Consider the following 18500-nt stretch of genomic DNA (forward strand, 5'->3'; position numbering starts at 1 on the left):
ATGAGCGAATGGGTCAAATCCGAGCGGCAGGTCGAGCGGGAGCGGATCCGCAGGTCGCGTGCCCGCCGCTCGGCCTCGATCGCGACGGCCTCGACGATCGTCTTCATCGTGCTGGTCGCCTGGATCGTCACCGGATCGCCGGGCTGGCCGCGGGTGAAGGAGACGTTCTTCGACTACGACCACTTCGTCGCGGCGCTGCCCGACGTGCTGAGCGGGTTCCTGATCAACATCAAGATCTTCCTGATCGCGGAGCCGCTGATCCTCATCGTGGGCCTGCTGGTGGCGCTGTCCAGGGGGATCAGGAGCCCGGCGTTCTTCCCGATCCGGGCGCTGGCCACGCTCTACACCGACATCTTCCGGGGCGTCCCGACGCTGCTGGTGATCTACCTGATCGGCTTCGGGCTGCCCGCGCTGCGGCTGCAGGGTGTCCCGTCCGACGTGGTGACGCTGGGCATCATCGCGCTGACGCTTTCGTACGGCGCATACGTGGCCGAGGTGTTCCGCTCCGGCATCGAGTCCGTCCACCCCAGCCAGGTGGCGGCGGCCCGCTCGCTGGGGCTGAGCCACCTCAAGACCATGCGGTTCGTGGTCCTGCCGCAGGCCACCCGCAGGGTCGTGCCGCCGCTGCTGAACGACTTCGTCTCCCTGCAGAAGGACACGGCGCTGGTGGCCACCATCGGGCCGCTGGACGCGCTCAGGCAGGCGCAGATCCACGCGGCCGACACCTTCAACTACACGTCCTACCTGGCCGCGGCCCTGCTGTTCATCCTGCTCACGATCCCCCTGGCCCGGTTCACCGACCACCTGGCCGCCCGCACGCGCAGGAGGCGTGGAGCATGAGTGAGCGACGAACCGGACGCGGCCGTGCCACGCCGACGAGCCCGGCGAAGGAGGTCACATGAGCGTGCTGACGATGGAAGGGGTGTGGAAGAACTTCCACGGTCACAGCGTGCTGCGCGGCATCGACCTGGAGGTGCGCCCGCACGAGGTGGTGAGCCTGATCGGCGCGTCGGGGTCGGGCAAGTCCACGCTCCTGCGCTGCGTCAACCTGCTGGAGACGGTGGACGACGGCACCATCCGCCTCGACGGCGAGGAGATCACCGATCCCCGCGTGAAGGTCGACGACGTGCGCAAGCGGCTGGGCATCGTGTTCCAGGCGTTCAACCTGTTTCCGCACATGACCGTGCTGGACAACATCACGCTGTCGCCCCGCCAGGTGTACAGGGTGGCCAGGGCGCAGGCGGAGGAGCAGGCGTACGGGCTGCTGAGCAGGTTCGGGCTGGGGGAGAAGGCGCGGGCCTACCCCGACCAGCTCTCGGGCGGTCAGCAGCAGCGGGTGGCCATCATCAGGGCGCTGGCGACCCGGCCCAGGCTGATGCTGCTCGACGAGGTCACCTCGGCACTCGACCCGGAGCTGGTGATCGAGGTGCTGGGGATCATCCGCGAGCTCAAGGAGACGGGCATGACGATGATCCTCACGACGCACGAGATGAGCTTCTGCCGGGACATCTCGGACACGGTCTGCTTCCTCGACGGGGGCGTGCTCCTGGAGAAGGGGTCGGCGGAGCAGGTTCTCACCGAGCCCGAGCATCCGCGTACCCAGGAGTTCCTGCGCAGCGTGCTGAAGTCGGGACGGTTCTAGCGGCTGTTCTGGCGGCTGTTTAGCGGCTGTTTTAGCGACGGTGCCGGCCGTGGCCGTGCTGCGGCCGCTCCGGGGTGCGCGGGTGGGCCAGGAGGCTGTGGCGGTGGCCGTACAGGAGGTAGACCAGTAGGCCGAAGGCCATCCACAGTGCGAACCAGGCCCAGGTCAGCACGCGGAGGTTGACCATGAGCCAGAGCGTGGCGACCAGTGAGAGGCCGGGCAGCAGCGGTGAGAGCGGCACCCGGAACCCCCGCTCCAGGTGCGGCATCCGCCGCCGCATCACGATCACTCCCGCCGCGACGAACGCGAACGCGAACAGCGTCCCGATCACCACGAGCTCCTGCATCGTGAGCACCGGCACGAACTCCGCCAGCAAGAGCGCCACCAGCCCGATCACCAGCGTCACCCGCGTCGGCGTGTGGTAGCGGCGGCTGACCGAGGCCAGCCCGCGGGGGATGAGCCCGTCGCGCGCCATCGAGAACAGCACCCGCGTCTGCCCCACGATCAGCACCAGGATCACCGTCGTCAGCCCGAGCACCGCGCCCGCGTCGATGACGTGCACCATCCAGTCCACGCCGACCACCCGGAACGCGCTGGACAGCGGCGCCTCCAAGGAGATCTTCGAGTACGGCACCATGCCCACCATGACCAGCGCCACCGTGATGTAGATGACCGTGGCGATCACCAGGCTGCGGATCATGCCCTTGGGGACGGCCTTGGGCGCGTTCACGGTCTCCTCGGCGGAGGTGGCCACGATGTCGAACCCGATGTACGCGAACGCGATGGCCGAGGCCGCCGCGAAGATGCCGAACCAGCCGAACGCCTGGCTCTGGCCGGACACGACCTCCAGCACGGTCTGGGGCGGGACCTGCAGCGTCTTGGGAGGGACGAAGAAGTCGCCGAAGTTGGCCACGTCGACGTACGTGAGGCCGACGACGATGACCGCGCCGATGGCCAGCAGCTTGGCCGACACCATGATCCACAGCGCCCGCAGGCCGATCCGCGCGCCGAGGGCCACGATGCCGGTGAGCAGGACCAGGATGACGAACACGAAGAGGTCGCTGACGAGACCCCTGTTGGGCACCTCGACGCCGAAGTTGACGATCGCGCCGACCGCGATCTCGCCCCAGGCCCTGGCCACGACCGCGGCGGCGAACTGCAGCTCCAGGATCAGCGCCCAGCCGATGATCCAGGCCCAGACCTCGCCGAAGATGACGTACGTGAAGGTGTAGGCGCTGCCCGAGGTCGGCATCGTCGAGGACAGTTCGGCGTAGCACAGGCAGGCCAGCAGGCAGGCGATGCCCGCGATCATGAAGGACAGGATCACGCCGGGCCCGGCCGCGGTGGCCGCCTGGCGGCCGGCGATGCTGAAGATGCCGGCCCCGATCATCACGCCGAGACCGAGCACCACCAGGTCGGCAGGACGGTAGAACTCACCCAGGCTGTGGCGGGCGCCGGTCCGCAGGCCGGTCGCCTCCGATGGCGGTAGTCGTCGCAGAATCGTGGACAAGGAACACCCCGCTCAGGGAACTCGCTCACAATGTCTCACCCCTTGGACAACAACAAGCACGGGACGATTACAGGAGCGCGTCCAGCGGGCCACTGCGCGAGCGGGGGCGTTTCAGGCCCCGGTCACCAGCCATGCGCTCCCGGCGGCGCGGCGGCCCAGCGTGAGCAGGCGGGCGAGCATCCAAATCCCGAGTGCGCACCACAGGGCGACGACCCCGAAGCCGGCCGCGACCAGCGCCACCGGCAGATAGGCCACCGTCGACCACACGCTCGCCCAGGCCAGATACCGCTGATCGCCCGCGCCGATCAGCACGCCGTCGAGCACGAACACGATCCCGCACACGGGCTGGAACAGCGCCACCGGCCACAGCAGGTCCAGCAGGAACGCCGTGACGTGCGGATCGGTGTCGAACAACCCGGGCAGCACCGGTCGCGCGGCGATCACGAGCAGGCCGAGCAGCGTCCCCGACCAGACCCCCCACCGGACCATCCGCCTGGTCGCGTCTCGGGTGGCGAGCACGTCCCCGGCGCCCAGTGACCGCCCGGTGATGGCCTGCCCGGCGATGGCGATGGCGTCAAGCGCGAAGGCCAGCAGCGACCACACCTGCGTGGCGATCGCGTACGCCGCCAGCTCCGCCTCGCCCATCCTGGTGGCGATCACGGTCGCCACGACCAGCACGACCCGCATGGACAGGGTACGGACGAGCAGCGCGACGCCGGCCGTACCCGCCTGCTTGATCCCCGCGAGGTCGGGCACGAGCGTCGCTCCCAGCCGCCGCGCGCCCCGCGCCACCACGACCAGGTAGACGGCCGCGCCTGCGGTCTGGGCCAGCACCGTGCCCCACGCCGACCCGGCGATGCCCCATTCCAGCCCCAGCACGAACCAGGCGTTCAGGGCGGCGTTCAAGGCGAACGACCCCACGGCCACCACCAGCGGCGTCACCGTGTCCCGCAGCCCGCGCAACACCCCGGTCCCGGCCAGCACGACCAGCATCCCGGGCGCGCCGAGCAGGCTGATCCGCAGGTACGTCACCGCCTGCGCCCCCTGCTCACCCACCGCCCCGAACGCCTCCACGATGGCCGGCGCCAGCGGCCAGCACACGACGATGAGGGCGAGCCCGATGGCCAGCGCCAGCCAGATCCCGTCCACGCCGCCCCGCATGGCCCGCGCGTGGTTGCCGGCCCCCGACTGCCGCGCCACGGACGCCGTGGTGCCGTAGGCGAGGAAGACGCACAGGTTCATCAGCGTCGCCAGAACGGTGCCGGCGACGCCCAGAGCGCCCACCGCCGTCGTACCGAGGCCGTGGCCCACGATGGCGTAGTCGGCGAGCAGGAAGAGCGGCTCGGCGACCAGTGCCCCGAACGCGGGCACGGCAAGCCGTAGAATCTCCCGATCCTTGGCTGTAATGGGCATTTGTCTATTATGACCCTTACACGGCGTGTCGGGCCAACTTTCTTTCCTCCACAGCCGGTGGACACTGTTCGCCCAGGTCGGGGCCGCTTCGGTGGATATCCGCAAGAGTTATCCCCAGCTCCGTCCACAGGCCGTTCACACCCACGGCGGGATAGTGCACAGCTTGACCACAGAGTTGTCCACAGGCCACGTTGCCGTCGGCCCACGACTCCGCGAAACTGTCAGACCGGTCGACTACAAGTGGGGGTGGTGCGACCGCCTGCAAGTTCTCGAGGGGGCGCGGTGAGCATTGAAGACGAAGGGGCCGGCGGAGGCCCCGGTTTCGAACGCACTCCTCCCAGCAACATCGAGGCGGAGCAGTCGGTGCTCGGCGGCATGCTGCTGTCGAAAGACGCCATCGCCGACGTCGTGGAGATCCTGCGCTCCGACGACTTCTACCGCCCGGCACACCAGATGGTCTACGACGTCATCACCGACCTCTACGGCCGAGGCGAGCCGGCCGACGCGGTCACGGTCTTCGACGAGCTGCAGAAGCGCGGCGAGATGGCCAGGGTGGGCGGCGCCGCCTATCTCCACACGCTCACGGCCGTGGTCCCCACCGCGGCCAACGCCGGCTACTACGCCAAGATCGTCCGCGAGCAGGCCATCCTCAGGCGCCTCATCGAGGCCGGCACCCGCATCGTCTCCTTCGGCTACGGCGGTCAGAACGAAGAGGTCGACGACCTCGTCGACCGCGCCCAGGCGGAGATCTACAAGGTCACCGAGCGCCGCACCTCCGAAGACTACGCGCCGCTGGCCGACATCATGCCCGGCGCCCTCGACGAGCTGGAGGCCATCGGCAGCCGAGGCGGCCAGATGGTCGGCGTGCCGACCGGCTTCCAGGACCTCGACTCGCTCACCAACGGCCTCCACCCGGGCCAGATGATCGTCGTGGCCGCCCGTCCGGCGATCGGCAAGGCCCTGGCGCTCGACACACCGCTGCCCACGCCGACCGGATGGACGACGATGGGCGAGGTCGAGGTGGGCGATCGGCTCATCGGCGCCGACGGCCGGCCGACGAGGGTGGTCGCGGCGACCGAGGTGATGCACGGCCGGCCGTGCTACGAGGTGGAGTTCAGCGACGGCACGGTGATCGTCGCCGACGCCTTGCACCAGTGGCGCACGACCACGCGCGCGGCCGGGCAGGCCGGCGGCTCCTCCAGGGTGCCGGCCCTCGCGGGCGGCCCGATCCGTGGCGACCGTGCGCGCCACCTCCCCTTCACCGCGATGGGTCCGCGGGAGACCGTGCTCACCACCGAGGAGATCGCCGCCTCGCTGCGCCGCCCGGCGGCCGGCGACCGGCCGAAGCACGCGGTGGCCGTGGCGGCGTCCTTCGATCTCGCCGCCAAGGACCTGCCGGTGCCGCCGTACGCGCTGGGCCTATGGCTGGGCGGCGCCGATAGCGCGACGGGCCGATTCAGCACGGCCGACGCGGAGATCGCCGCCAACCTGGCGGCCGAAGGGGTGCGGGTCACACAGGCCGGCTCCGCGATCTCCTACCGGCCGGCCCTTCCCGGGCCGGTCCACGGCGGGCACATTCCGGTGGCCTACCTGCGTGCCTCGGAGCGGCAGCGGCGTGACCTGCTGGCGGGGCTGCTCGACACGGCCGGATCCGTCGGCGACGGCGGGCAGATCCGGCTCGCCGTGGCGGGCCGGCGTCTCGCGCACGACGCGCTGGAGCTCATCCTGAGCCTCGGCCACCAGGCGACGATGGGCCCCGAGCAGGCCAAGGGCCGCCACACGATCGACTTCACCGCCACCGAAAGGCTCTTCCGGCTGTCCCGCAAGGCTTCCAGGCAGGTCGTCACCGCCCGCCCCATGGCCCGGGTGCGCCACATCGTCGACGTGCGCCCGATCCCCTCCCGCCCGGTCCGCTGCGTCCAGGTCGACAACGCCGACCACCTGTACCTCGCGAGCCGGGCGTGCATCCCCACCCACAACAGCACGCTCGGCCTCGACTTCGCCCGCTCGGCGGCGATCAAGAACGGCATGACCACGGTCATCTTCTCCCTGGAGATGTCCCGCAACGAGATCACCATGCGTCTGCTGTCCGCCGAGGCCCGGGTGGCCCTGCACGCCATGCGCTCGGGCATGATGGGCGACGACGACTGGACCCGCCTGGCCCGCCGGATGAGCGAGGTGGCCGAGGCGCCGCTGTTCATCGACGACTCGCCCAACATGTCGATGATGGAGATCCGGGCCAAGTGCCGCCGTCTCAAACAGCGCAACGACCTGCGGTTCGTGGTCATCGACTATCTGCAGCTGATGAGCTCGCCGAAGAAGACCGAGAGCCGCCAGAACGAAGTCTCGGAGATCTCCCGAGCCATCAAGCTGCTGGCGAAGGAGCTCGAGGTCCCGGTCATCGCGATCTCCCAGCTCAACCGTGGCCCCGAGCAGCGCACCGACAAGCGCCCGGCGGTCAGCGACCTGCGTGAGTCCGGGTGCCTGACGGCCGACACCCGGGTCCTTCGGGCCGACACGGGCGCGGAGACGTCACTGGGTGAGCTGCTGGAGGCCGGCGCACGCGACATCCCCGTGTGGTCTCTCGACGAGAACCTGCGGCTCGTGCGGCGCACCATGACGCATGTCTTCCCCAGCGGCACGAAAGAGGTCTTCAGGCTGCGGCTGACGTCGGGCCGGGAGATCAAGGCGACGGCCGGCCATCCCTTCATGACCTACGACGGCTGGCGTTCGCTGGGCGAGATCGGCGCCGGCACCCGCCTGGCCGTTCCGCGTCATGTTCCTGCCCCTCAGGGTCTTCGGGAGTGGCCGGAGGAGGAGGTCATCCTTCTGGGGCACATGATCGGCGCTGGCTCGTTCGTCAAGGGACAGCCGATTCGCTGCACGCACGGCGAGCCGAACCCCATCGCGCAATGGCCCGACGATCTGGGCCTGTTCGGCCTCAGTGGTCACGAGAGGTTCGTCCCTCAGGAGGTCTTCTCCCTGCCGAAGAAGCAGCTCGCCCTGTTCCTGCGGCACCTGTGGGCGAGCGGCGGATGCGTCCGGTGGGCCGAAAACCCCGGCCGGCCGCAGGTCCACTACACCTCGACGAGCCGACGTCTGATCGACGACGTGGCGCGGCTGCTCCTCCGGTTCAACGTCATGACTCGTGTCGAAACGACGCGGAAGGGCGACCACCGGCCGGCGTATCGACTGCACGCTCATGACGCGGAGAACCAGCTCCGGTTCCTGGACGAGGTGGGCGCGCACGGCGAAGGGGCGACGCATGCCGCTCGCTGCGCGCAGGAGCTGCGGGCGGTCACGGGCGACTCGCACCTCGACACGGTTCCCCGTGAGATCTGGGCCCGGGTCCGTGACGTGCTGGCGGAGCAGCGCATGCCCCGTCAGGCCGCGCGGTTCCCTGACAGCGCTCCGCGAGAGCACGCGCCCGGCCGGGAGCGCCTGGGCCGGGTGGCGGCGGTCCTGGACGACGCCCAGATGGAGATGCTGGCGACGAACGACGTCTTCTGGGACGAGGTCGCCTCGATCGAGAGATTGGGCGAGCAGCCGGTCTATGACGCCACGGTGCTGGGCACCCACAACTTCGTCGCCAACGGCATATCGGTGCACAACAGCATCGAGCAGGACGCGGACATGGTCATCCTGCTGCACCGGGAGGACGCCTACGAGCGTGAGTCCCCCCGGGCCGGTGAGGCCGACCTGATCGTGGCCAAGCACCGTAACGGCCCCACCGCCACGGTGACGGTGGCGTTCCAGGGTCACTACAGCCGGTTCGTGGACATGGCTCAGCACTGACGCGCCCGCGTTTCGGCGGTCCGACCGCCGGAACGGCTTCCGGGTTCGCTGCCGTCAAGCCGCCTCGTCCGTGGAATCGGGAGTGGGCGTCAGCCGCACGCTGCCGGGCCGGGCCTTCTCGTCGGGGAAGACCCACTTCCGGAACGCCCAGAAGCGGAAGACCATGGCGATCAGCGTGCCGATGATCTGCGCGCTCACGAAGTCGGCGATCTCCTGGGCCACCAGGCTCACGTCCGGGGTCTCCAGGCGGAACACGTACCGGGAGATCCAGAGCGGTGTGGAGCTGAGCACCAGACCGACGCCGCTGACCAGGAAGAACAGCGCCGCCTCGTGGCGGCGTTCGCGGCCGCCCCTGGTCCGGAACGACCATTCGCGGTTCAACACATAGGACACGATCGTCGCCACGAGCACCGCGATGGCCTTCGCGGTCACCGGCTTCGGTTCCAGGATGGTCAGCTTCAGCGCATAGAACACCGTGTTGTCCACCAAGAACGCCGTTCCACCCACCACCGCGAACTTCAGTGGTTCACGGTGCTTCAGCGCGAGTGCGCGCAGCGGTTCCGGCAATCCTGCGAGTACTGCGTTCGCTATTCGGAGCACCCGCGATCTTCTCACTGGTCGAACACCCGAGTCACATGGCTTGTCCGGGTCAGGTGTGACAAAGCAGACATCGGCCTCAGGAATGGTGCCTGATCCCTTCAGTGCTCTAGCGAAAGAGTGCCAGCGAAGGGAAGAACGCCATGACCATCCTCGTCGCCTACGACGGCTCGGCCGACGCCCGCGCCGCGATCGAGTTCGCGGCCAAGCACCTCGCCGCCCAGCCCGTGCTCATCGTCACCGTGTGGGAGCCGCTGCTCGTGCAGCTCAAGAAGTATCCGCTGGCGGCGGGCGCGATCGATCCGGACACCGAGGACGCGGCGCAGGCCCAGGCCGAACAGCACGCGCAAGAGGGCGCCGAGCTGGCCATCGCCGGCGGCCTGAGCGACGTCACCTACCGGGCCGTGGCCGACAACGAGTCGATCTGGAAGACCATCGTGGACGTGGCGGACGAGGTCGACGCCTCGCTCGTCGTCACCGGCTCACGCGGCCTGGCCGGAGTCAGGTCGGTGCTGCTCGGCAGCGTCTCCAACCACGTGCTGCACCACGCCCACCGGCCGACCCTCATTGTCCCCCCGGCCCCGGCCAAGAGGTGACACAGCAGTTCTGAGGCGGGGCCAGCCGGGTGTCGATCCGCCGCGCGCCCGGCCCCTCGTCGCCCAGCCGGTCGTACGGGTTCGCCACCGGGCACCGATCCAGCGACAGGCAGCCGCACCCGATGCAGTCGGTCAGGTCGTCGCGCAGCCGCTGGAGCTGCTCGATCCGGTCATCGAGCTCGCCGCGCCAGGCGGCCGACAGCCTGGCCCAGTCGTCGCGGGTGGGGGTGCGCTCGTCGGGCAGCTCGGCCAGGGCGTCCTTGATGGTCTTCAGCGGGATGCCGATGCGCTGGGCCAGCCGGATGAACGCGACCCTGCGCAGGCTGTCACGGCTGTAGCGGCGCTGGTTGCCGGCCGTACGGCGGCTGGCGATGAGGCCCTTGGCCTCGTAGAAGTGCAGAGCGGAGACGGCCACGCCGCTGCGTTCGGCGAGCTGGCCGACGGTGAGCTCCTTGGTGTTCCAGGCGACGGTCATACCTGAAGGTTACTTGAGGGTACGTTCGAAGAACGTCTCCAGGACGACGACCGTCCGCGTCCCCGTGACCCCGTTCACCTGGAAGACCCGGCGCAGCACGTCCTGGAGTTCGCGGGTGCCGGCCGTACGGACCTTCAGCAGCACCGACGCCGGACCGGCGATGACGTGCGCCTCCTCGACCTCCGGGATCGCGGCCAGCCCCTCCGCGCTGTCGCCCATCCACGCGCCCCCGTCGACCAGCACGTACGCGGTGACCCCCCGCCCCAGCGCCTCCTGGTCCACCTCGATCGTGGTCCGCCGGATCACCCCGCGCTCGCGCAGCTTGCGTACCCGCTCGTGCGCGGCCCCGCTCGACAAACCCACCGCCTTGCCGAGCACCGCGTACGACCTGGTCGCGTCTTCTTGCAGCAGGCCGATCAGCATTCTGTCGATTTCATCCACGACCAGATGCTATCCCGCCATATGGCCGAGCGGCCGAACAGCGTATGGTGGTCGCTATGACGGACACGATCCCCACTGAGTTCGAGGTGCTGGACGAGCGGTTCGCCGGGATCGGCGGAGACGGCCGGACCGAGATCCTCCACACCGGCACCCGCTGGGCGGAGGGCCCGGTCTACTTCCCCGCCGGCCGGTTCCTGGTCTGGAGCGACATCCCCAACGAGCGCATGTTGCGCTGGGACGAGCTGACCGGCGCGGTCGGCCCGTTCCGCGTGCCGTCGGGCTACACCAACGGCGGCACGCTCGACCGCGAAGGCCGGTTGGTCTCCTGTGAGCAGGGGCAGCGCCGCGTGACCCGCACCGAGCACGACGGCTCGATCACGGTGGTCGCCGACCGCTGGCAGGGCAGGCGGTTCAACAGCCCCAACGATGTGATCGTCCGCTCCGACGGCTCCATCTGGTTCACCGACCCGCCCTACGGGATCCTCAGCAACTACGAGGGGATCGCCGCCGAGCAGGAGATCGACGGCTGCCACGTCTACCGCGTCGATCCGGTGACGGGCGAGGTCCGCGTCGTGGCCGACGACTTCGTCCGGCCCAACGGCCTGGCCTTCTCGCTCGACGAGCGGCGGCTCTACGTCGCCGACACGAGCGCCAGGCACATTCGGGTGTTCGACGTGGGCGACGACGGCGTGCCGGCGGGCGGCAAGGTCTTCGCCGAGGGCACGGACGACGACAAGTTCGACGGCATGCGGCTCGACGAGACCGGCCGCGTGTGGGCCGCGGCCGGTAAGGCGGTGCTCTGCTACGACCCCGACGGCACGCTGATCGGCCGGCTCAAGCTTCCGGAGTCCACGGCCAACCTGGTGTTCGGCGGGCTCAAGCGCAACCGGATGTTCATCACGGCCTCGACCTCGCTCTACTCCCTGATGACCAACGTCACCGGTGCCCGCCCGGTCTGGGCGGGCCGCTGACCTCACTCCCACCGGAACAACCGCACGGCCAGCCCGCCGAAGACGACCAGCCCGGCGGCGATCACCACCAGATGCATGAGCTGCGGCGCGTGGCCCGCCCAGGTGTCCCTCAGCGCCTGGGCGAAGGGCCCGGCGACGGAATAGTCGCTGACCACGCGCATCGCGTCCGGCATGGTCTCGCGCGGCACCCACATGCCCGCCACGAACATCAGCGGGAACATCACCGCCGACCCGATCCCGGGCGCGACCTTGCCGTTGGGGGCGATGGCGGCGATGACGAGCCCGATCGCCAGCAGCGCGGCGGTGCCGAGCAGGAAGACGAGGATGAACCCGACCCACTGCCGGGGGAGCGCCGAGCCGAACACCAGCTTGCCGGCCACGATCAGGATGACCGTGGACACCGCCCCGACACCCAGGTTGATCAGCAGTTGCACCCCCAGCACCCGTCCGGGGTGCACGGGAGTGGTGGACATCCGCCGCAGCACCCCTTGCTCCCGGTACGTGGCCAGCACCGCGGGCAGCACGTTGCAGGCGAGCGTCAGCAGCGAGAGCAGGGCCATCATGCTGGGCATGTGCGTGTCCACGGCCCGCTCACCCGACTCCTGGACCTTGGTCATGTCGGGGATGCTGAGCCCCAGCGCGACCAGCAGCAGGGTCGGCAGCCCGACGGTGAACAGCAGGAACGGCCATTCGCGCAGGTGCAGCCTGGCCTCTATGAGGAACAGTTTCATGACAGCTTCCTTCCAGTGAGCGCGAGGAACGCGTCGTCGAGCGTGGCCCGCTCGATCCGCAGGTCTCCGGGGACGATCTGGTGCTGGGCCAGGGCGAGGGTGACGGCGGGAGCGAGGTTGCCGGTGCCGCTCACCACGACCTGGTCGCCGCTCCTGCCGACCTCTTTCACTTCGGGCAGGGCCAGCAGCAGGCCGTCGTCGAAGGGTCCCGAGGGCCGGAACCGCACCCGCTGGTCCCCGCCCAGATGCGCGATGAACCCGGCGGGCGTGTCGGTGGCGACCACCTTGCCCGCGTCGATGAGCGCGAGCCGGTCACAGAGCCGCTCGGCCTCCTCCATGAAGTGGGTGACGAGCACGATCGTCACGCCCGCGTCGCGGATCCCCTCGACCAGCTCCCAGGTGTCCCTGCGGGCCTGCGGGTCGAGCCCCGTGGTCAGCTCGTCGAGCACCGCCACGCGTGGCTTGCCGACCAGTGCCAGCGCCACGGACAGCCGCTGGCGCTGCCCGCCGGACAGGCTCTTGAACAGGGCCTCGCGCTTGGAGTCGAGTCCGACCCGCTCCAGCAGCTCGGACCAGTCGGCGGGGTCGGGGTAGAAGGAGGCGTACAGGTCCATCGCCTCCCGGACCTTGATCTTCTCTGGCAGCGCGGCGCTCTGCAGTTGCAGGCCGAGCACCTCTCGCAGCTCGGTCCGGTCCCGCTGCGGGTCCAGCCCGGCCACCCGTACGGTCCCGCCGTCGGGAACACGGAGCCCCGCCACGCACTCCACGGTGGTGGTCTTGCCGGCGCCGTTCGGGCCGAGGATGCCGAAGATCTCTCCATCGGCCACGTCGAACGACACATCGTCGACCGCCAGGTGCTTCGGATACCGCTTGCGCAGGTTCCTGACTTCGATGATTTTCATGGTGCCCGACACTAGGAACGCGGCCTTGGTAGCGGAATCTGGCTACGTGCCCGGCAAGGGTGTACCTAGGTGCAGTGACCTGATCGGCCCCCATAGCCGAGACTGGGACCATGCTCCGAAGGTACGGTCAGGTCCTGACGCTGCTGGCGCTCATCCTCGTCCAGGTGCCCGCGATCGTTCTGACGGCCGTCATGCTGCTGCTGTCGTTCGCGCTGGGCATGGTGTTCCTGTTCCCGTCGCAGGCGATCATGGTCAGGCGGCTGGCCCAGCTCCACCGGCGGCTGATCCGGCAGTGGACGGGGATCGAGATCGATCGGCCGTACCTGCCGGAGCCGCCGCCCCCGATCCCGCAACCGGACGGGATGTACCGCTCGGAGCGCACGCTCTACAAGACGCCCCGCGTCCCGGCCTGGAACAACCGGTGGAAGTGGCTGGTCGGCGACCCGGCGACGTGGCGCGACGAGGTCTGGCTGCTGCTCGACCCGACGGTGAAGGCCACGCTGATCCCGCTGTTCATCGTGCTCCCCGAGCGCGGCCTGCGCGTGTACGTCTCATGGTGCGAGCTGCTGCTCGCCGCGACCGCCGCCAGCCGTCTGGCCGGCCAGGTGAGCCACCTCAGGCGCACCCGCAACCTGGCCGCCGACTCCCAGGCGGCCGAGATGCGCCGGATCGAGCGCGACCTGCACGACGGCACGCAGGCCAGGCTCGTGGCCATCGGCATGACGCTCGGCGCGGTCGAGCAGCTCGTCGAGGACAACCCGGCGGCGGCCAAGGCGCTGCTGGCCAAGGCCAGGGACGCCTCCTCCGAGACGCTCACGGAGCTGCGCCGGGTCATCCGCGGCATCCACCCTCCCGTGCTGGCCGAACGCGGCCTCGCCGACGCCGTGCGCGCGCTGGCCATCGACAGCCCGCTGGAGGTCAGCGTGGACGTCGAGCTGCCGCACCGGCCGGAGGCGCCGGTGGAGGCGGCGGTCTACTTCGCCGTGAGCGAGCTGCTGTCGAACGCCGCGCGCCACGGCGACGCCCGTACGGCGAACGTGGACCTCAGCGTCAAGGACGCCGACCTGCGCGTCACGGTCACCGACGACGGCCTGGGCGGCGCCGACCCGGCCAAGGGCAGCGGCCTGGTCGGCATCGAACGGCGGCTGGCCGCCTTCGACGGCGTGCTCGCCCTGAACAGCCCGGTGGGCGGCCCGACCACGGTCACGATGGACCTGCCCCGCGTGCTGCCCGACCACTGGGCGGGCAACCTGCCCAGGATGCCACGCTGGAAGGCGGCCACGGTCGTCATCCTCTGGGCCACGGCCTGGTGCCCCACGTTCCCGCAGGGCATCGTGGCGGCCATCTTCAAGATCTTCGGGATCGACGAGAAGACCTGGTTCCTCGCCCTGCACCTGCCCGAGGTCTGGCAGTGGCCGGTGATCGCCGGAATGATCACGCTCGGTGTCCTGATGCACGTCATGGCCATCCGCATCCCCGCCACCCACGACCGCGAGCGCTGGATGCGCGAGGCGACCCCGACCAAGCCGTGGTGCCCGTGAGCCGCGTCCTCATCGCAGAAGACCTCTACCTGCTCAGAGACGGTCTGGTCCACCTGCTCCAGGCCCACGGCTTCTCGGTCGTGGCGGCCGTGGAGAGCGGCCCCGAGCTGCTGTCGGGCCTGCTGGAGCTGCGCCCCGACGTCTCGATCGTGGACGTACGCCTCCCGCCCACGTTCACCGACGAGGGCCTCCAAGCGGCGCTCGCGGCCAGGAAACAGGTGCCGGGGCTGCCCGTCCTCGTCCTGTCCCAGCACGTCGAACAGCTCTACGCCCGCGAGCTGCTCGCCGACGGCTCGGGCGCGATCGGCTACCTGCTCAAAGACCGGGTCTTCAACGCCGAGCAGTTCATCGACGCCGTACGCAGGGTGGCCGCGGGCGGCACCGCCATGGACCCGGAGGTGATCGCCAAGCTGCTGGCCAGCAACGCCAGGCGTGAGCCGCTGGCCGAGCTCACGCCGCGCGAGCGCGAGGTGCTCGAGGCCATGGCCGAGGGACGGTCGAACGCCGCGATCTCACAACGGCTCTACCTCAGTGAGAGCGCCGTGGCCAAGCACACCGCCTCCATCTTCGCCAAGCTGGGCCTGGCGCCGTCGGACGACGACAACCGCCGCGTGCTGGCCGTGCTCGCCTACCTCAACAGCCGTTAGTTGTCGGTCGTACCGGCTATTTTCATAGAGGCATGGTGCGACGAAGAGGTGGTAACAGGTGAAAATCCGGGTTAACCGCGATGTTCTGGCAGATGCGGTGGCGTGGGCTGCCCGAGTCCTGCCCAGCCGCCCCGTCGTGCCCGTCCTGTCCGGGCTGCTGCTGGAGGCGGGTGCGGAGCTGAGCCTGTCCGCGTTCGACTACGACGTCTCGGCCCGGGCCGCGGTCGACGCCGACGTGGCCGAGGAGGGCCGGGTGCTGATCCCGGGCAGGCTGCTGGCCGAGATCAGCCGCAGCCTGCCCGCCGACGACGTCGAGATCGTCACCGAGGGCGCCGAGGCGGTCCTGACCTGCGGGAGCGCCGAGTTCGGGCTGATCACGATGCCGGTCGAAGACTTCCCGACCATGCCCACGATGCCGCCGAGCATCGGCGCCATCGGAGGCGGGGTGTTCGCCTCCGCCGTTGGGCAGGTCGCGCCCGCGGCCAGCCGCGACGACACGCTGCCCATGCTCACCGGCATCAGGGTCGACATCGAGGGCGACTCCGTGGCGATGGCCGCGACCGACCGCTACCGCATCGCCGCCCGCGACTTCACCTGGCGCCCGGTGGCGCCCGACGTGGCCGTCTCCGCCATGGTGCCGGCGCGGGTGCTGGTCGAGGTGGCCAAGTCGCTGCGCGGCGGCGAGGTGTCGGTCGCGATGGGCGACGGGGTGGCCGGGTTCGAGAGCGTCGGGCGCAGCACGACCGTGCGCCTGCTCGACGAGCAGTTCATCGACTACCGCGCCAGGCTCACCTCCGACTGGTCGATCAGGGCCGACGTCGCGGTGGCGCCGTTCGTCAGCGCCATCAAGCGGGTGGCCCTGGTGGCCGAGCGCAACACCGCGATCCGGCTGTCGTTCAGCCAGGGTCAGGTGCTCATCCAGGCCGGCGGTGGCGACATCGGGCGCGGCGCGGAGGTGGTCCCGTGCGAGCTGCGCGGCGACGACATCCAGATCGCCTTCCAGTCCCAGTTCCTGCTCGACGGGCTGATCGGGATCGAGAGCGAGCTGGCCCGCATCAACCTGGAGTCGCCGACCAGGCCCGCCCTGATCCAAGACGTGCCCGGCGACGCCGAGCCCGCCTTCCGCTACCTGGTGATGTCGCTGCGTCAGAGCTGATGCCCGCTCTGGCGCTCGACGACCAGCCTGAACACCCTCTTGAACTCCGCGTACGCCTGCTCGCCCACGGCCCGCGCGTGCCCGGCCTCCATGTCGGCGAGCACGGCGTCCGACTTGGTCATGTGGTCGCGCCCCTTTTCGGTCGGCACGATCAGCTTGGCCCGGCGATCGGCCGGGTCCGGCCGCCGCTCCACATACCCGAGCGCCACCAGCTCGTCCACGAGCGTGCCGATCACCTGCTTGTGCTGCCCTGACTGGGCGGCCAGGTCGGTGGCCCGGCTGCCCTCCTCGTCGAGGTAGGCCAGCACCGCGCCGTGCCGGGGCCGCACGTCGGGGTGCCCCAGCTCGCCCAGCCGCGTGAACAGCTCCCGCTGCAGGCTGAAAAGGGTCCGGCTGGACAGGACGCCGAGATCGGGCTCCTCCTGCTTGCGCTGGCTCCTGCGCACGTCACACTCTCCATTTAGTAAAGAAGTTTGATTGTCACTAATTCTTACTATAGTGTCGTGGCATGACGACAACGGTGGAACTCACCCGGTTCCGGGTCTCGCCCGAGCGCGCAGGCGAGCTGCTCGCGGCCCGGGCGGGCATGATCGCCGATTTCCAGGCCGACCGGGCCGGATTCCTGGGCGCCCGGCTGGTCCGCATGGCCCCGGACGAATGGCTGGACATCGTGGAGTGGCGATCGAGCGGCGACTTCGCCGACTCACGCGCGAAGGGCGCCAACCTGCCCGGCATCCAGGTCTTCTTCGACCTGATCGACGAGCTCGTCTCCACGGAAGAGGGGACCGTCCCATGACCATCCTGATCACCGGTGCCACCGGCACCGTTTCGAGCGCGGTGTTGAGCTCCCTGGCCGGCCAGGCCGACGTGCGTGTCCTGGTGCGTGACGCGGCCAAGGCGCCGTCGGGGGTGCGGGTGGCGGTCGGCGACCTGGACGACGTCGCCGCCGAGGTGCTGCGCGATCCCGCCCGGCACAAGGGCGCCACCTACACTCTCACGGGCCCGGCCGCCATCTCACTGCGGGAGGCGGCGGGGGAGTTGGAGCAGGTGTACGGCAGGCCGATCGCCTACCGGCCGGTGAGCCCCGACGACGCCTACCGCTCGATGCGCGAGGCGGGGATGTCGGAGTGGCTGGCCTCGGTCAACCGGGAATATCTGACGGCGTACGCGGCGGGCTGGGGCGACTACACGACCACGGCCGTCGAAGACGTGCTGGGCCGTCCGGCCCGCTCCTTCGCCACCTTCGCCCACGACCACGCCACCGCCCTGCGCCCTTGACCTCCACCACGGTGGCGGTGGAGGTCAGAGGCGGGTCAGGAGTCGGTGAGGGCGATGAGGATGTGCTCCATGCACGCGTGCCCGGCCCGCTCCGCCGCCGCCGCGTCGCCGGCCGCGATGGCCCGGGCGATCGCGTCGTGCGGGATGTAGCTCTTGTTCAGTGACGTGCCGGCGGCCGTGATGCTGGCTCGCAGCGCCGCCGAGAAGTCCTCGTACAGGTCGATCAGGACCAGGTTGTGGGTCGCGTGCGCGACCGCCATGTGGAAGGCCAGGTCGGCCTCGACGAAGAAGTCGGGGTCGTCCAGCTCCCACGCGCGGTCCCGCTCGGCCAGCGCCACCTCGATGCGACGGATGTCGTCGTCCGTGCGCCGGGTGGCTGCCAGCCGCGCGGACTCGACCTCGAGCGCACGGCGTACTTCTAGGATTTCGAGCTGCTCGGCCTGCCGCAGCCGGCGCAGCATCGCGCCGGACAGCTCGCTGGTCGCACGGACGTAAGTGCCGTCTCCCTGACGGCACTCGAGCAGCCCGGCGTGCGTGAGCGCGCGTACGGCCTCACGAACGGTGTTGCGCCCCACCCCGAGCTGCTCGGCGAGCACGGTCTCAGTAGGGATCTTGCCGTTCATCGGCCACGACCCTGAGGTGATCTGCTCTTTGAGCTGATCGATCACCTGGTCGACGAGCGAAGCCCGCTGCGCCGTACGCAGACTCACAGTCCGCCTCCTCCGGGAAACCAATCATCCTATGAGTCAATGACTGGTCGACCCTAATTATTCCAGACTCAAAAAGCCAAATCTGGAGCTCCCGG

Annotated in this window: 19 protein-coding genes; 10 read left to right on the plus strand and 9 right to left on the minus strand. The window is 69.8% G+C overall.

The genetic code is table 11. The features are described 5' to 3' along the window. Together AB0I15_RS58810 and AB0I15_RS58815 are read left to right on the plus strand one after the other, a co-directional pair. Positions 1–840, plus strand: a complete 840-nt coding sequence (locus AB0I15_RS58810) for an amino acid ABC transporter permease (protein ID WP_358117715.1) — start codon at positions 1–3, stop codon at positions 838–840. Positions 841–898: 58 nt separating this feature from the next. Beyond that, positions 899–1642 (plus strand): amino acid ABC transporter ATP-binding protein, encoded by a 744-nt coding sequence (locus tag AB0I15_RS58815; RefSeq protein ID WP_358117718.1) that lies wholly within the window; start codon positions 899–901, stop codon positions 1640–1642. Positions 1643–1673: 31 nt separating this feature from the next. On the opposite strand, the gene AB0I15_RS58820 is transcribed toward AB0I15_RS58815, so the two are convergent. Together AB0I15_RS58820 and AB0I15_RS58825 are read right to left on the minus strand one after the other, a co-directional pair. Next, positions 1674–3152: an amino acid permease gene (locus AB0I15_RS58820; protein WP_358117720.1), complete on the minus strand. Its 1479-nt coding sequence runs from the start codon at positions 3150–3152 to the stop codon at positions 1674–1676. Between the two features lie 111 nt (positions 3153–3263). After that, entirely contained in the window at positions 3264–4565 is a 1302-nt protein-coding gene (locus AB0I15_RS58825; protein ID WP_358117722.1) for an MATE family efflux transporter, read from the minus strand. 282 nt (positions 4566–4847) lie between these two features. On the opposite strand from AB0I15_RS58825, the gene dnaB reads away from it, so the two are divergent. Continuing rightward, on the plus strand, positions 4848–8360 hold the full coding sequence (dnaB, locus tag AB0I15_RS58830) for a replicative DNA helicase (RefSeq protein WP_358117724.1): 3513 nt from the start codon (positions 4848–4850) through the stop codon (positions 8358–8360). A gap of 54 nt (positions 8361–8414) precedes the next feature. Here the strand turns inward: dnaB and AB0I15_RS58835 are convergent, their stop codons facing one another. Beyond that, positions 8415–8975 (minus strand): GtrA family protein, encoded by a 561-nt coding sequence (locus AB0I15_RS58835; RefSeq protein WP_358117727.1) that lies wholly within the window; start codon positions 8973–8975, stop codon positions 8415–8417. Positions 8976–9100: 125 nt separating this feature from the next. Between AB0I15_RS58835 and AB0I15_RS58840 the strand changes: the two genes are divergently transcribed. Continuing rightward, positions 9101–9553 (plus strand): universal stress protein, encoded by a 453-nt coding sequence (locus tag AB0I15_RS58840; protein WP_358117730.1) that lies wholly within the window; start codon positions 9101–9103, stop codon positions 9551–9553. Here AB0I15_RS58840 and soxR read toward each other — a convergent pair. Both soxR and AB0I15_RS58850 read right to left on the minus strand, forming a co-directional pair. Next, positions 9522–10028 (minus strand): redox-sensitive transcriptional activator SoxR, encoded by a 507-nt coding sequence (gene soxR / locus AB0I15_RS58845; protein ID WP_358117733.1) that lies wholly within the window; start codon positions 10026–10028, stop codon positions 9522–9524. The genes AB0I15_RS58840 and soxR overlap by 32 nt on opposite strands. Positions 10029–10037: 9 nt before the next feature. Next, positions 10038–10469 carry an Lrp/AsnC family transcriptional regulator gene (locus AB0I15_RS58850; protein ID WP_358117736.1) on the minus strand — a complete coding sequence of 144 codons (432 nt, stop codon included), beginning with the start codon at positions 10467–10469 and terminating at the stop codon, positions 10038–10040. Between the two features lie 56 nt (positions 10470–10525). Here AB0I15_RS58850 and AB0I15_RS58855 point away from each other — a divergent pair, with 56 nt between their 5' ends. Next, on the plus strand, positions 10526–11440 hold the full coding sequence (locus AB0I15_RS58855; protein ID WP_358117738.1) for an SMP-30/gluconolactonase/LRE family protein: 915 nt from the start codon (positions 10526–10528) through the stop codon (positions 11438–11440). 2 nt (positions 11441–11442) lie between these two features. On the opposite strand, the gene AB0I15_RS58860 is transcribed toward AB0I15_RS58855, so the two are convergent. Together AB0I15_RS58860 and AB0I15_RS58865 are read right to left on the minus strand one after the other, a co-directional pair. Then, positions 11443–12171, minus strand: coding sequence for an ABC transporter permease (locus AB0I15_RS58860; RefSeq protein WP_358117740.1), 729 nt, complete (start codon positions 12169–12171; stop codon positions 11443–11445). Then, a complete protein-coding gene (locus AB0I15_RS58865) occupies positions 12168–13073 on the minus strand; it encodes an ABC transporter ATP-binding protein (protein ID WP_358117743.1) in 906 nt (301 codons plus the stop codon). The genes AB0I15_RS58860 and AB0I15_RS58865 overlap by 4 nt, the downstream gene beginning before the upstream one ends. A 110-nt stretch (positions 13074–13183) precedes the next feature. On the opposite strand from AB0I15_RS58865, the gene AB0I15_RS58870 reads away from it, so the two are divergent. Genes AB0I15_RS58870 through dnaN form a run of 3 tightly spaced genes read left to right on the plus strand, consistent with a single transcriptional unit; the run spans position 13184 to position 16417 of the window. Further along, positions 13184–14614 (plus strand): histidine kinase, encoded by a 1431-nt coding sequence (locus AB0I15_RS58870; protein ID WP_358117746.1) that lies wholly within the window; start codon positions 13184–13186, stop codon positions 14612–14614. Continuing rightward, the gene (locus tag AB0I15_RS58875; protein ID WP_358117748.1) at positions 14611–15261 is read left to right on the plus strand and encodes a response regulator transcription factor; all 651 of its coding nucleotides are present in this window, start codon (positions 14611–14613) and stop codon (positions 15259–15261) included. Before AB0I15_RS58870 ends, AB0I15_RS58875 begins: the two co-directional genes overlap by 4 nt. A gap of 58 nt (positions 15262–15319) precedes the next feature. Then, positions 15320–16417 (plus strand): DNA polymerase III subunit beta, encoded by a 1098-nt coding sequence (gene dnaN, locus AB0I15_RS58880; protein ID WP_358117751.1) that lies wholly within the window; start codon positions 15320–15322, stop codon positions 16415–16417. Here the strand turns inward: dnaN and AB0I15_RS58885 are convergent. Next, the gene (locus AB0I15_RS58885; protein WP_358117753.1) at positions 16408–16863 is read right to left on the minus strand and encodes a MarR family winged helix-turn-helix transcriptional regulator; all 456 of its coding nucleotides are present in this window, start codon (positions 16861–16863) and stop codon (positions 16408–16410) included. The two genes, dnaN and AB0I15_RS58885, sit on opposite strands and share 10 nt — an antisense overlap. Before the next feature lie 62 nt (positions 16864–16925). On the opposite strand from AB0I15_RS58885, the gene AB0I15_RS58890 reads away from it, so the two are divergent. Then, complete coding sequence (locus AB0I15_RS58890) at positions 16926–17213, plus strand: antibiotic biosynthesis monooxygenase (protein ID WP_358117756.1); 288 nt, start codon at positions 16926–16928, stop codon at positions 17211–17213. After that, positions 17210–17695: a hypothetical protein gene (locus AB0I15_RS58895; RefSeq protein ID WP_358117759.1), complete on the plus strand. Its 486-nt coding sequence runs from the start codon at positions 17210–17212 to the stop codon at positions 17693–17695. The genes AB0I15_RS58890 and AB0I15_RS58895 overlap by 4 nt, the downstream gene beginning before the upstream one ends. Before the next feature lie 35 nt (positions 17696–17730). Here AB0I15_RS58895 and AB0I15_RS58900 read toward each other — a convergent pair whose 3' ends face one another. After that, on the minus strand, positions 17731–18405 hold the full coding sequence (locus tag AB0I15_RS58900; protein WP_358117762.1) for a FadR/GntR family transcriptional regulator: 675 nt from the start codon (positions 18403–18405) through the stop codon (positions 17731–17733). Positions 18406–18500 lie beyond the last annotated feature (95 nt).

The organism is Nonomuraea sp. NPDC050643 (assembly GCF_040654715.1).
GTDB lineage: Bacteria > Actinomycetota > Actinomycetes > Streptosporangiales > Streptosporangiaceae > Nonomuraea.